The 14,256-nt window shown below is 66.3% G+C and carries 10 protein-coding genes; 6 read left to right on the top strand and 4 right to left on the bottom strand.

What is annotated here, in order from left to right; genetic code table 11:
- Positions 1 to 154 precede the first annotated feature (154 nt).
- Together KPB06_RS11355 and KPB06_RS11350 are read right to left on the bottom strand one after the other, a co-directional pair.
- Positions 155 to 1,582, bottom strand: coding sequence for a YadA family autotransporter adhesin (locus KPB06_RS11355; protein WP_275920443.1), 1,428 nt, complete (start codon positions 1,580 to 1,582; stop codon positions 155 to 157).
- Between the two features lie 434 nt (positions 1,583 to 2,016).
- Entirely contained in the window at positions 2,017 to 3,624 is a 1,608-nt protein-coding gene (locus KPB06_RS11350; protein ID WP_059576874.1) for a multicopper oxidase family protein, read from the bottom strand.
- Positions 3,625 to 4,223: 599 nt separating this feature from the next.
- Here KPB06_RS11350 and KPB06_RS11345 point away from each other — a divergent pair.
- Positions 4,224 to 4,448 carry a hypothetical protein gene (locus tag KPB06_RS11345; protein ID WP_006490888.1) on the top strand — a complete coding sequence of 75 codons (225 nt, stop codon included), beginning with the start codon at positions 4,224 to 4,226 and terminating at the stop codon, positions 4,446 to 4,448.
- Positions 4,449 to 4,571: 123 nt separating this feature from the next.
- Here the strand turns inward: KPB06_RS11345 and KPB06_RS11340 are convergent, their stop codons facing one another.
- Together KPB06_RS11340 and icd are read right to left on the bottom strand one after the other, a co-directional pair.
- Positions 4,572 to 6,800, bottom strand: coding sequence for an NADP-dependent isocitrate dehydrogenase (locus KPB06_RS11340; RefSeq protein WP_059576877.1), 2,229 nt, complete (start codon positions 6,798 to 6,800; stop codon positions 4,572 to 4,574).
- A 282-nt stretch (positions 6,801 to 7,082) separates the two neighbouring features.
- Positions 7,083 to 8,339: an NADP-dependent isocitrate dehydrogenase gene (icd, locus tag KPB06_RS11335; protein WP_006478026.1), complete on the bottom strand. Its 1,257-nt coding sequence runs from the start codon at positions 8,337 to 8,339 to the stop codon at positions 7,083 to 7,085.
- Between the two features lie 277 nt (positions 8,340 to 8,616).
- Here icd and KPB06_RS11330 point away from each other — a divergent pair, with 277 nt between their 5' ends.
- The 5 genes from KPB06_RS11330 (at position 8,617) to KPB06_RS11310 (ending at position 13,861) form a co-directional block, all read left to right on the top strand.
- Entirely contained in the window at positions 8,617 to 9,195 is a 579-nt protein-coding gene (locus KPB06_RS11330) for a pseudouridine synthase (protein ID WP_059576881.1), read from the top strand.
- A 282-nt stretch (positions 9,196 to 9,477) separates the two neighbouring features.
- Positions 9,478 to 9,690: a hypothetical protein gene (locus KPB06_RS11325; RefSeq protein ID WP_006398520.1), complete on the top strand. Its 213-nt coding sequence runs from the start codon at positions 9,478 to 9,480 to the stop codon at positions 9,688 to 9,690.
- A 160-nt stretch (positions 9,691 to 9,850) separates the two neighbouring features.
- The gene (locus tag KPB06_RS11320) at positions 9,851 to 10,351 is read left to right on the top strand and encodes a DUF192 domain-containing protein (RefSeq protein WP_034208197.1); all 501 of its coding nucleotides are present in this window, start codon (positions 9,851 to 9,853) and stop codon (positions 10,349 to 10,351) included.
- Between the two features lie 215 nt (positions 10,352 to 10,566).
- On the top strand, positions 10,567 to 12,678 hold the full coding sequence (gene fusA / locus KPB06_RS11315) for an elongation factor G (RefSeq protein WP_059576886.1): 2,112 nt from the start codon (positions 10,567 to 10,569) through the stop codon (positions 12,676 to 12,678).
- 133 nt (positions 12,679 to 12,811) lie between these two features.
- Entirely contained in the window at positions 12,812 to 13,861 is a 1,050-nt protein-coding gene (locus KPB06_RS11310; protein ID WP_059576889.1) for a HoxN/HupN/NixA family nickel/cobalt transporter, read from the top strand.
- Positions 13,862 to 14,256 lie beyond the last annotated feature (395 nt).

Raw genomic sequence — 14,256 nt, 5'->3', positions numbered from 1 at the left:
GCAATATACGATTGTCGCGCCAAAGATGCGAATGCGTGGCGCATGAAAAACGGGCGCGCCGCCGAAGCGCCGCGCCCGCCCGATACCCGCACTTGCTGGCGACACGTGCGGCGTACCGGATCCGACACGCCGGCAACGCCGCCGGCGCCATTCGTTACCAGCTGTACGACGCGCCCGCGCCCCACGTCGTCGCCGCGGAGCTAAAGCCGGCGCCGATCTTCATCTTCAGGTTCTCGCGGAGCCGGACCGACGCGCCGAACGCGCCGGCCTGATAGCCGAGATAGCTGCCAAAGCCCATGCCGACGGCAATCGTCTTGCCGGGATCGACATCCGGAATCATCGTCAGCGCGGTGGCCGCCGCGACGCCGCTGTAGGCACGTCGCGCGACCGCGTTGAGTTGACGGAGGTTCACGGCATCCGAAGGCAGCACGGCGTCCGCGAGGTTGGCGATCTTCCTCTCGTTCGTCGGCGTGCCCACCGACACGGTATTGTCACGATCCGCCACCGAGCCGCTCCCCAGCGCCACGGAGTTCGCGCCGGTCGCGACCGCGTCCGTACCGATTGCCGTGCTGTGCGCGCCGGCCGCCGATGCCCCCGAGCCGAGCGTCACGCTGCCGTTGCCGGCCGCGACCGCGCCCGTGCCAACCGCGACGCTGCGCGCGCCGAGCGCCTGGGCGCGCACGCCGTTCGCCATGCTCGCGTCTCCCGTTGCGGCCGCTGCCGCGCCCAGCGCCATGCTGTTGTCCGCGCCCGCCAGCGCGCCGACACCCACCGCGGTGCTGTTCGCACCCGATGCGTACGCACCGGCTCCGGCCGCGAGACTCGCATTGCCGGCCGCCGCGGCCTGCGCGCCAAGCGCCGTACCGTTCACGCCCGACGCCGTCGCGCCGGTGCCGGCCGCCATGCTCTGCTCGGCGCTCGCATTCGCGCCCTTGCCGAGCGCGACGCTCGCGTCGCCCGTCGCCGACGCCGAATTGCCGAGCGCCGTGCTGTCCACGCCCGCCGCCGACGCGTTCACGCCGACCGCCGAGCCGTTCGCGCCCGATGCCGTCGCGCCGGTGCCGGCCGCCATGCTCTGCTCGGCGCTCGCATTCGCGCCCTTGCCGAGCGCGACGCTCGCGTCGCCCGTCGCCGACGCGAGTGCGATGCTCTCATCGCCCGTCGCCGATGCCGAATTGCCGAGCGCCGTGCTGTCCACACCCGTCGCCGACGCATTCACGCCGACCGCGGAGCTGTTCGCGCCCGATGCCGTCGCGCCGGTGCCTGCCGCCATGCTCTGGTCGGCGCTCGCGTTCGCGCCCTTGCCCAGCGCGACGCTCGCGTCGCCCGTCGCCGACGCCGAATTGCCGAGCGCCGTGCTGTCCGTGGCGGACGCGTTCGAGTTTTTCCCGAGCGCGACGCTGTTTTGCCCCGTGCCGGGTGACGGCAACGAAGAATTGGCAAGCCTGTCGTTGATGTTGTTGATCGATCCGGCCAGCGAATCGGCCGTCGCGCCCAACCGGCCGACTGCGTTGCTCAATTGATCGATCTGCTCCTGCAACGACAGTTGAGCGCGCGCATCCGTGGCCAACAGACTCGACATGCCAATCACACTTGCCGCGATGGTACGCAAGGTCAGAACGCGCACGGCACGCTTTTCGTTCATCAGACCGCCCATCGGGTTTCTTATTAATTTCATAAGAGTCCTAAATACTTGATTTCGTCACTCATGGCGCGACATCGTTTGAATTCAAGAGAAACGGATATCGTCTTGCGCCCGCGTCAATACCGCGCAACGTCATGGCGACACCGGCGATGCCCGCCCGCATGGGCCGGCACCGTAGCGCGTCATGGAAATTGCACTCGACCGAGTATAGGGACCGTCAACTCAAAAGAATATGAGCCAAGTACGAAATTAAGCGCTGTCCGATTGCGTGGATATCGAACATCGGATGCGTCCGAACAGGAATGGCCGCTGTGCGATCGCGGGACGATCGATCCGCCGTCAAACCAGCCCGACGGCGGATCGATCCGGCATCACATCACCTTCAGCGTTCCCATCATCCCGAGATCCTCGTGTTCGAGGATGTGGCAGTGAAACATGCGCTCGCCGGACATCTCCTGCGTGGTGAGGATCGTCACGGTTTCGCCGCTGCGCACGTTCACGGTATCACGCCATGCGCGGAACGGCTCGGGGATGCGCGAGCCGTTCGACGCGCGCTCGATCACCTGAAACTGCGTGCCGTGCAAATGGAACGGGTGATCCATGTCGGTGGCGTTGTGGATCTCCCAGCGCTCGACGTCGCCACGGCGGCTCGTCAGCGTCGCGCGATGCGGCGCGTACGTATCGCCGTTGATCGTGAAGCGCATGCCCGCCGGGCGGCCGTGCGCCGCCCCCTTCATCATCGCGTCCATGTCCATTTCCTCGCCGAACGCGACCGTCTTGTGCGCGACCGGTTCGCCCAGCGGCGGCACCGTGCGCAGCGTGGCAGGCAGCGCGCGGGCCTCGGCGGGCGCGAACGCGACATCGGCCAGCGCCAGCGCCGGATCGGGCGGCAGGCTGCCGTGACCGTCGTCGTGCGACATCGCCATCTTGCGGCGGTCGTACTCCGCCGCCTGCAGCACCGCGCGGGACACACGATCGCCGGCACGCACCAACAGTTCCGCGCGCTCGCCCGGCGCAATCAGCAGCGACGTCACGCGCCGCGGCGCGTCGAACAGCCCGCCGTCGGTGCCCACCTGCTCGAACGCGCGACCGTCGTCGAACGCGATGCGCAGGTAGCGTGCGCTGCACGCGTTCCAGACACGCCAGCGTTCGTCGCCCGCGACGTCGATGCGCGGCCGACGCGCACCGTTGACCAGCACGAACTGGCCTTCGCGGCCGTTCATCCAGTCCATCATGTCGTTCGGCGCGATCGTGCCGTCCCGCGCAAGCTTCAGATCCGACACGAACAGGTGGCGCTCGGGCCAGCCGGCAAGCGGATCCTCCGCGGCGCGCACGACGAACGGGCCGGCCAGCCCGCGAAACACCTGCTCGGCGGTCATCATGTGCGGATGCGGGTGGTACCAGTACGTACCGGCGCTACCCTTCGGCAGCGTGAAGCGATACACGCGCGACGCGCCGGGCGCGACCGGATCGGACGGGTTGCCGTCCTGGTCGGGCGGCACGGGCAGGCCGTGCCAGTGGATCGTCGACGGCTGCGGCAGCTTGTTCACGAACCGGATCTCGACCGTATCGCCCTCGCGCACGTCGATCAGCGGGCCGACGACGGGGCCTTGCGTGCCCGGGCCGAACTGCCAGAACGGGGTCGGCCGCGCACCGCGCAGCAGCGCTCGCGCCACCGGTTGAGCGACCAGCGTGGCCCGGAATGTGCCGGGCTCTTGGCTTTCGTTGGCCAGCGTGCGCAACGTCGCGAGCGGCGCGCCGGCCGGCAGCGCGTCGGCGGCCGCCAGGGCAGCCGGCGCGGGCTTGCCGTGCTGCGCGTGCGCCGACATCCCTGGCATACCCGACATGCCCGGCATGTCGTCCATCGAATCCATGCCGGCCATGCCCGCGTGACCGGCATGCTGCGCCGATGCGGCGCGCGCGAACAGCGACGCGGCCGCGACACCGATGGTGCGCGACAGGAAGGTTCTCCGTCTCATCAATCGATCCTCGTTATGCGTGCAGCGCCGCGCGAGAGCCGCGGCGATCGCGTCATCATAACCGCAGGGCCGGATCGAAAAACGCCGCCGCGGGACGGGTGGCGATACGCCGCAGCGCGCATCGTTACTGCGTCGGACGGCGTCACGACCGCCATCGCCGGGCGGTGCTTCGGCACGCATGGCGCCGCCCCTTCGCACATTCCAGCGGACGCGCTGTGCGCCTTCCGCTCGGCCCTCGCGCTCTCCGCCGCTGCAGCCGGATGCTCGCACCCGCCGATTTTTCACGATGCGGAACAAGTCATTGCGTTATAAAAATTCGTGGTGCAGGGCACAAATTTCCCGTTTCGCGATGCCGAAAAACGTTCCGCAATACAAAACGACGAAAATAATCAATTGTTTTTAAAAGGGAATTTTTGTTTCGAGAAGTCGCTCTACGCGCACCATTCGAGCGGGGCGCGGACGTAGACTTGGTTCCATGCACTGACGCTTCGCCACGACGTTCGACACGGAATCCGGCGCAAGCAGCCAGTCGGGCCACAGCCGGGCGAACCGGCGGACGGCGCAACAGAATCGCTTGTGATCAGAAAGGGAGAACGGAAATGAAGGGATTTCGCTTTGGTTCAGCGCTCGGGTCGTTCTACATCCTGCCGGGTAACGGCGGCTGGGAAGCGACGTTCGGCAACGCCCTGCTCGGCGCGTTCTCGTGCCCCGAAGTGGCGGCCGACCATATCTCGCGCGGCGACTGCGAGCAACTGTCCGAACTCGACACCGCGACGCTCGAAGTGCCGCATGAAATCGCCGAATGGGAAATCGTTCACGTCTGAATGGCAACCCCGCAACGACAAACGCCCCGGGCGACCGGGGCGTTTTTCTTGAGTGCCGGGCGGCGAACGGTTCAATCCGCCGCACCGGCACATGCATCGGCTCGCGCGAGTGCGCGGCCGGCGTCAGGCGACCGCGTCGACGATGCCGTTCAGCGTCGCGCTCGGGCGCATGGCCTGGCTCGTCAGCTCGACGTTCGGACGGTAGTACCCGCCGATCGCCTGCGGCTTGCCTTGCGCGGCCGCCAGTTCTTCCAGGATGCGCGCCTCGTTGTCCGACAGCGCCTTCGCCACACCTTCGAACTGCGCCTTCAGCGCGGCGTCCTCGCTCTGCTCGGCCAGCGCCTGCGCCCAGTACAGGCACAGGTAGAAGTGGCTGCCGCGGTTGTCGAGGCCGCCGACCTTGCGCGCCGGCGACTTGTTCTCGTCCAGGAACTTGCCGGTCGCCTGGTCGAGCGTCTTCGCGAGCACGAGCGCCTTCGCGTTCTGGTATGCGTTGCCGAGGTGTTCGAGCGACGCGGCCAGCGCGAGGAATTCGCCAAGCGAATCCCAGCGCAGGAAGCCTTCCTCGACGAACTGCTGCACGTGCTTCGGCGCCGAGCCGCCCGCCCCCGTTTCGAACATCCCGCCGCCGGCCATCAGCGGCACGATCGACAGCATCTTCGCGCTGGTGCCGAGTTCCATGATCGGGAACAGGTCGGTCAGGTAGTCGCGCAGCACGTTGCCGGTGACCGAGATCGTGTCCTTGCCCGCACGGATGCGCTCGAGCGAGAAACGCGTCGCTTCGACCGGCGTCATGATGCGGATGTCGAGGCCGTTCGTGTCGTGATCCTTCAGGTAGCGTTCGACCTTCGCGATGATCTGCGCATCGTGCGCGCGCGCCGGATCAAGCCAGAACACGGCCGGGGCGCCGGTCGCGCGGGCGCGGTTGACCGCGAGCTTGACCCAGTCCTGCACCGGTGCGTCCTTCGTCTGGCACATGCGCCAGATGTCGCCCGACTCGACCGCGTGCTCGAGCAGCACGTTGCCGGCTTCGTCGATGACGCGCACGACACCGTCCGCCGGAATCTGGAACGTCTTGTCGTGCGAACCGTATTCCTCGGCCGCCTGCGCCATCAGGCCGACGTTCGGCACGCTGCCCATCGTGACCGGATCGAACGCGCCGTGCTGCTTGCAGTCCTCGATCACGGCCTGGTACACGCCCGCGTAGCAGCGGTCCGGGATCACGGCCTTCGCGTCGTACAGTTGACCGTCCGGGCCCCACATGCCGCCCGAATCGCGGATCATCGCCGGCATCGACGCGTCGACGATCACGTCGCTCGGCACGTGCAGGTTCGTGATGCCCTTGTCCGAGTTGACCATCGCGAGGCGCGGGCGCACCGCGTACTCGGCCTTGACGTCCGCTTCGATCGCCTCGCGCGTGTCGGCCGGGAGATCCTTCAGGCGCGCGTAGAGGTCGCCGATCCCGTTGTTCGGGTTGAAGCCGGCTTTCGCCAGCACGTCCGCGTGCTTCGTCAGCGCGTCGCGGTAGAACACCGACACGAAGTGGCCGAACAGGATCGGGTCCGAGACCTTCATCATGGTCGCCTTCAGGTGCACCGAGAACAGCACGTCCTGCGCCTTCGCGTCGGCGATCTGCGCTTCGATGAAGCTGCGCAGCGCGTTGCGGCTCATCACCGATGCGTCGATCACTTCACCGGCCTTCACGGCCGTCTTTTCCTTCAGCACCTTCTTCGCGCCGTCGGTGGTCGTCAGTTCGATCTTCACGCTGCCGGCCGCTGCGATCAGCGCCGACTTCTCGCTGCCGTAGAAGTCGCCTTCGGTCATGTGCGCGACGTGAGCCTTCGACGTGGACTTCCACGCGCCCATCTTGTGCGGATGCTTGCGTGCGTAGTTCTTGACCGACAGCGGCGCGCGGCGGTCGGAGTTGCCTTCGCGCAGCACCGGGTTCACCGCGCTGCCCTTGATCTTGTCGTAGCGCGCCTTGACGGCCTTCTCTTCGTCCGTCGACGGATCTTCCGGATAGGCCGGCAGCGCGTAGCCCTGCGCCTGCAGTTCGGCGATCGCGGCCTTCAGTTGCGGCACCGATGCGCTGATGTTCGGCAGCTTGATGATGTTCGCTTCCGGCTTCAGCGTGAGCTGGCCCAGCTCGGCCAGATCGTCGGAACCCTTCTGCTCCGACGGCAGGATGTCTGCGAATGCCGCGATGATGCGGCCGGCGAGCGAGATGTCGCGCGTTTCGACGGCGACGCCGGACGAACGCGTGAAGGCCTTGACGATCGGCAGCAGCGAATAGGTCGCGAGCGCGGGCGCTTCGTCGGTGAGGGTGTAGATGATCTTGGGCGAAGTGGACATGGTGGTCAAAGCATTGCTACGTGATGGTGGGACTGAAGAGCGCCGGCGGTAACCGGCGGGGAGCGACCGGGTCGATCGCGAAAGGGGCGCGCCGGCTCAGCCGGGCGGTGGTGTTGCGAGGGCCGTCATGTTCTACCTTGCAGGGCCTGCGGGCCGCATCGCGGCGCCGCGGCCCGGATGCCGGGCCGCCCTGCCAACAAACCTGCCATCCACGAAACGCTCCGGCGCCGGCAGACAGCGCCGGGGCGGCCGGCATCGTGCCGGCCCACCCCGGAAGGGGTCTTACATGTTCTCGATCAGCACTTCGCCGAAGCCGGAGCACGACACCTGCGTCGCACCTTCCATCAGGCGCGCGAAGTCGTACGTGACGCGCTTCTGCAGGATCGACTTCTCCATCGCGGCGATGATCGTGTCGGCTGCTTCCGTCCAGCCGAGGTGGCGCAGCATCATTTCCGCCGACAGGATCTCGGAACCCGGGTTCACGTAATCCTTGCCCGCGTACTTCGGCGCCGTGCCGTGCGTCGCCTCGAACATCGCGACCGAATCCGACAGGTTCGCGCCCGGCGCGATCCCGATGCCGCCGACCTGCGCGGCCAGCGCGTCGGAGATGTAGTCGCCGTTCAGGTTCAGCGTCGCGATCACGTCGTATTCGGCCGGGCGCAGCAGGATCTGCTGCAGGAACGCGTCGGCGATCGAATCCTTGATCACGATCTCGTTGCCCGTCTTCGGGTTCTTCACGCGCATCCACGGGCCGCCGTCGATCAGCTCGCCGCCGAATTCCTTCTGCGCGAGCGCGTAGCCGGCGTCACGGAACAGGCCTTCCGTGAACTTCATGATGTTGCCCTTGTGCACCAGCGTGACCGACTTGCGATCGTTGTCGATCGCGTACTGGATCGCCTTGCGCACGAGCCGCTCGGTGCCTTCGGTCGACACGGGCTTGACGCCGATCCCGGAGGTTTCCGGGAAGCGGATCTTCTTCACGCCCATCTCGTCCTGCAGGAACTTGATCACCTTCTTCGCCTGCTCGGAGCCCGCGGCCCATTCGATGCCCGCGTAGATGTCTTCCGAGTTCTCGCGGAAGATCACCATGTCGATCTTCTGCGGCTCGCGCACCGGCGACGGCACGCCCTTGAAGTACTGGACCGGGCGCAGGCACACGTAGAGGTCGAGCTCCTGGCGCAGCGCGACGTTCAGCGAACGAATGCCGCCGCCGACCGGGGTCGTGAGCGGCCCCTTGATCGACACGACGTATTCCTTCAGCACCTGCAGCGTTTCGTCCGGCAGCCACACGTCCGGGCCGTACACCTTGGTCGCCTTCTCGCCCGCGAAGATCTCCATCCAGTGGATCTTGCGCTTGCCCTTGTACGCATGCGCGACCGCCGCGTCGACGACCTTGATCATGACCGGCGTGATATCGAAGCCCGTACCGTCGCCTTCGATATAGGGAATGATCGGCTGATCGGAAACGTTGAGCGAGAAGTCCTTGTTGACGGTGATCTTGTCACCGCCCTCCGGAACCTTGATGTGCTGATACGGCATGATCGACTCCAGTGACGTGGCTGAGCAGGTGATGCTGGTCGAAGCTGCGCGCGCGGCGGGGGCGCGGCATGGCCACCCCGTGACGGCAACAGCGAGCCGCTATTCTAGCGCCCCAACCGGGCACTTCGGCGCGAACCGCGGCACTGCGTATCAAGACCTCACTTATGTCTTATATAAGACAGAGGACTTGCCGTTCCGTATTATGCATTAAGATTCCGCCATTTGCCATAGACCGCCCGCCCCCGCTCCGTACGGGGCGCCGGGCGGCCGCCCTGCCATGAACCTGATCGCCCTCAACAAGCCGTTCGGCACGATTTGCCAGTTTTCCGCGCACGAGACGCGGCCGTCGCTCGGCGACTGGGTAAAAACGCCCGGCGTGTACGCGGCCGGCCGGCTCGATGCGGACAGCGAGGGGCTGCTGCTGCTCACCGACGACGGCGCGCTGCAGGCGCGCATCGCGGAGCCGCGCCACAAGCTCGTGAAGCGCTACTGGGCGCAGGTCGACGGCGCGCCGGGGCCGGCCGACCTGAAGGCGCTCGCGCGCGGCGTCGATCTCGGCGACTACGTGACGCGCCCGTGCCGCGCCGAATTCATCGAGCCGCCCGACACACTGTGGCCGCGCAATCCGCCGATTCGCTACCGCGCCGCGATCCCGACCACGTGGATCGAGCTCGCGATCACCGAGGGCAAGAACCGGCAGGTGCGCCGGATGACGGCGGCCGTCGGCTTTCCGACGTTGCGCCTGGTGCGCGTCGGCATCGGCGCGCTCGATATATTCGCGCTCGGCATTGCGCCGGGCGAAACAATCGCGCTGCCGCCGCGCGCGCCGTGGGACGGTTTCGCAGCCGCCGGGTAGCGAATCCAGGGCGCGCGAATTTTTCGTCGTCTTTTTCGTCAACCGCGCGCGCAGATCGCGCGTTAAACCACGCAGATGCCAACCTTAGCTATCCGGCATTGGCAGCCGAACCCCGTGTTTGCGTCACGAAAGCGACGTTTTATTCGAATACGATTCGGCGCCCGCAGCGCAAAGAGAAATTTCTCGAAGCGTCTGTCAACCGAAAGGTGGATGGCACCGTTAGACGACATGACTCCTATTGCCGGGTCATTTGGTTAATTAACTAAAGCTGAGGAACACAACATGAACAAACTGATCGCCGCTCTGGTCGCTGGTCTCTTCGCAACGGCTGCTTTCGCACAAGCATCGGCTCCGGAAGCTGCTTCGGCTGCTGCTCCGGCAGCTGCTTCGGCACCGGCAAAGCACAAGGCTGCCAAGAAGCACCACGCCAAGAAGCACCACGCAGCGAAGAAGGCAGCTAGCGAAGCCGAAGCTCCGGCAGCTGCTTCGAACTAAGTAAGCAGGCTGTAATAACGCAGTCAAGAACACGCAGTCCTGCCGTTCTTACGGCGTTGAAAGGCAGATCACCGCAAGGCGATCTGCCTTTTTCTTTTTTGTGCCCGCCGCCGCGCATCGCGTACCATGCGGGTCTTGCTTTCCAGACAGGAGCCATGCTGTGCCATTCTCCCTGCGCCCGTCGCTCGGCCGCCTTGCGCGCGCCGCCGTGTTTCCCGCCGCGCTCGCCGTTCTCGCGCTCGGCATGCAGGCCGCCGGCGCGCAAGTGCCGCCCGGCGCCAAGCAGCCGAGCGAGTTCCCGCGCGTGAAGCTGCGCGCCGGCATGTACGTGATCGACGCGGCCGTCGCCGCGAACGACGCCGACCGCGAACAGGGGCTGATGTACCGTTCGCAGCTCGCGCCGAACGAAGGCATGCTGTTCGTCTTCAACGAGAACGCCGTGCACTGCTTCTGGATGAAGAACACGCTGATTCCGCTGTCGATCGCGTTCATCCGCGCGGACGGCACGATCACCGACATCGACGAGATGAAGGCCGAGACGACCGACAACCACTGCCCGCGCAACAACGGCGTCTATGCGCTCGAAATGAGCAAGGGCTGGTTCGCCGCGAAGGGCATCAAGCCGGGCATGAAGCTCGACGGGTTGCCCAAGCCGCAGTAACCGCCCATGCCGCGGCGGCGCCGCGCGTCGACCCGAGCCGGCCGCTCGCAGCGCGCCGGCTTTTTTTTCGCCCGCCGGCGGCGCCCGCCTTGATTCGGCACACGCTGCCCGCATCTGCAAAAGCCACGGACAAGCGCTATCCTTTAAATCTCGCTTGTTCCAGTCCGGGCCGGCCCAGCCGGCCCCCTTACGATCCGAACCACCAGGAGGTTCACGTGCCCCGCAAAACCCCCATCGAGCGCTATCGAAACATCGGGATCAGCGCTCACATCGACGCCGGCAAGACCACGACGACCGAGCGCATCCTGTTTTACACCGGTGTGAGCCACAAGATCGGTGAAGTGCACGACGGCGCGGCCACGATGGACTGGATGGAGCAGGAGCAGGAACGCGGCATCACGATCACGTCGGCGGCGACCACGGCCTTCTGGAAGGGCATGGCCGGCAACTATCCGGAACACCGGATCAACATCATCGATACGCCCGGGCACGTCGACTTCACGATCGAGGTCGAGCGCTCGATGCGCGTGCTCGACGGCGCGTGCATGGTCTACGACTCGGTCGGCGGCGTGCAGCCGCAATCCGAGACCGTGTGGCGCCAGGCGAACAAGTACAAGGTGCCGCGCATCGCGTTCGTCAACAAGATGGACCGGATCGGCGCGGACTTCTTCCGCGTGCAGAAGCAGATCGGCGAGCGCCTGAAGGGCGTCGCCGTGCCGATCCAGATTCCGATCGGCGCGGAGGACCATTTCCAGGGCGTCGTCGATCTCGTGAAGATGAAGGCGATCGTGTGGGACGACGAAAGCCAGGGCGTGAAATTCACGTACGAGGACATCCCCGCGAACCTCGTCGATCTCGCGCACGAATGGCGCGAGAAGATGGTCGAGGCCGCGGCCGAAGCGAGCGAGGAACTGCTCGAGAAGTATCTGCACGACCATGAATCGCTGACCGAGGACGAGATCAAGACCGCGCTGCGCCAGCGCACGATCGCCAACGAGATCGTGCCGATGCTGTGCGGCAGCGCGTTCAAGAACAAGGGCGTGCAGGCAATGCTCGACGCGGTGATCGACTACCTGCCGTCGCCGGTCGACGTGCCCGCGATCCTCGGCCACGACTTCGCCGATCCGGAAAAGCCGGCGGAACGCCACCCGAGCGACGACGAGCCGTTCTCGTCGCTCGCGTTCAAGATCATGACCGACCCGTTCGTCGGCCAGCTGATCTTCTTCCGCGTGTATTCGGGCGTCGTCGAGTCGGGCGACACGGTGCTCAACGCGACGAAGGACAAGAAGGAGCGGCTCGGCCGGATCCTGCAGATGCACGCGAACGAGCGCAAGGAAATCAAGGAAGTGCGCGCGGGCGACATCGCGGCGGCCGTCGGCCTGAAGGAGGCGACCACCGGCGACACGCTGTGCGATCCGGCCAAGCCGATCATCCTCGAGAAGATGGAATTCCCGGAGCCGGTGATCTCGCAGGCCGTCGAGCCGAAGACGAAGGCCGACCAGGAAAAGATGGGCCTCGCGCTGAACCGGCTCGCGCAGGAAGATCCGTCGTTCCGCGTGCAGACCGACGAAGAGTCCGGCCAGACGATCATTTCGGGGATGGGCGAGCTTCACCTCGAAATCCTGGTCGACCGGATGAAGCGCGAGTTCGGCGTCGAGGCGACGGTCGGCAAGCCGCAAGTCGCCTATCGCGAAACGGTGCGCACGACGGCGGCCGACGTCGAAGGCAAGTTCGTCAAGCAGTCGGGCGGTCGCGGCCAGTACGGCCACGCGGTGATCACGCTCGAGCCGAACCCGGGCAAGGGCTACGAGTTCCTCGACGAGATCAAGGGTGGCGTGATTCCGCGTGAATACATCCCGGCGGTCGACAAGGGTATCCAGGACACGCTGAAGTCGGGCGTGCTCGCGGGCTACCCGGTCGTCGACGTGAAGGTGCATCTGACGTTCGGTTCGTACCACGACGTCGACTCGAACGAAAACGCATTCCGGATGGCCGGCTCGATGGCGTTCAAGGAGGCGATGCGCAAGGCGAAGCCCGTGCTGCTCGAGCCGATGATGGCCGTCGAGGTCGAGACGCCCGAGGACTTCATGGGCAACGTGATGGGCGACCTGTCGAGCCGGCGCGGCATCGTGCAGGGAATGGAGGACATCGCGGGCGGCGGCGGCAAGCTGGTGCGCGCCGAAGTGCCGCTCGCGGAGATGTTCGGCTATTCGACGTCGCTGCGCTCGGCCACGCAAGGCCGTGCGACGTACACGATGGAATTCAAGCATTACGCGGAAACGCCGGCGAACGTGTCGGAAGCCGTGATCAACGCGAAGACGAAGTAAGCACTGCTCACCCGCGCGCGGTCGCGGGTACGCGAAGCCCGTCCGGTTCCGGACGGGCTTTTTTTCGTCCGGCGCACACGGCGAATCGCGGCCCTTTTTGATCGGCGCGCCGAGCTTTTTTTCGCGTGCCACAATGGATGGCGATTCGTCAGATGGAACCCGCCCGATGCCGCCCACCCCCACCCCTGCCCTGCGCCGCCTGCTGACCCTCTATGCCGGCCTGATCGCCGCGAACGTCGCCGTCTGGCTGTGGGCGCTCGCGGTGCTGCGCGACCATCCGCTGCTGCTCGGCACCGCGGCGATCGCGTACGGGCTCGGGCTGCGTCATGCGGTCGACGCGGATCACATCGCCGCGATCGACGTCGCGACGCGCAAGCTGATGCAGGACGGCCAGCGTCCGGTGAGCGTCGGCCTGTTCTTCTCGCTCGGCCATTCGACGATCGTGATCGTCGCGACGCTCGGCATCGCGCTGACCGCGTTCGCGCTGCGCGACCGGTTCGACGCATTTCGCGAAATCGGCGGCACGATCGGCACGGCCGTATCGGCCACCTTCCTGCTGGTGCTCGCGTGCGTGAACCTGATGATCCTGCGCGACGTGTGGCGACGCTATCGCGGCGCATCCGGGCATACGCACGACGGCGCGCACGACCATCGTCCCGCCGGACTCGTATCGCGGTTGCTGCGCCCGCTGTTCCGGTTCGTGTCGAAGAGCTGGCACATGTACCCGGTCGGCGTGCTGTTCGGGCTAGGTTTCGATACTGCAACCGAAATCGGCCTGCTCGCGATCGCCGCCGCGCAGGCGAGCCAGGGCCTCCCGGTCTATACGGTCATGCTGTTTCCGGCGCTGTTCACCGCCGGCATGACGCTGATCGACTCGACCGACAACGTGCTGATGATCCGGGCATACGGCTGGGCGATGGACGATCCGCAGCGCAAGCTGCTCTACAACGCGAGCATCACGTTCGTGTCGGCGGCCGTCGCGCTGGCGATCGGCGGGATCGAGGCGGCCGGCCTGCTGGCCGACAAGCTGGCGCTGTCGGGCCCCGTGCGCGACACGCTCGATGCGATCGGCGAACGCTTCGGCTCGATCGGCTACGGCATCGTCGCGCTGTTCCTCTTCTGCTGGATCGCGTCGATCCTGTTCCACCGCTGGCAACGCGCGGCCGACGCGCCGGCGCGCTGAACGACGCCCCTACGTTTCATTCCGGAAACAAAACGCCTCCCAACGGTGCTGCATGCGCGCTCGCGCGACTGCGCACGCCTTTCGTCACGGCCCTGAGCGGCCGATGGCACGAATCTCGCAGAGTGGGATCCGCACGGCGGGCCCGCGTGCCGATCCGCGTCCGCGGCTGGCGTCAAGCGCCGGCCCGAACGTCATCGGCCGACGATAGGACAACGAATCTTCTGAGCCCCCTGCACTACACGTAAATCGTCGCGCGGCAACGAGGCATCGCGCGCATGGGGAGGCCATGATGCATAAAACGACACAACCGTTCCGCGCGGCGGGACGGCGCCCTCGTGCAACCTTGCTGGCCGCAGCCGCGTTGGCGTGCTGCTGCTCGTATGCCGTCGCACAAA

The organism is Burkholderia semiarida (assembly GCF_029268935.1).
Classification (GTDB): Bacteria; Pseudomonadota; Gammaproteobacteria; order Burkholderiales; family Burkholderiaceae; genus Burkholderia; species Burkholderia semiarida.
Note: the sequence above shows the minus strand (reverse complement) of the source record. Positions and strands in the feature narration are given on the sequence as shown.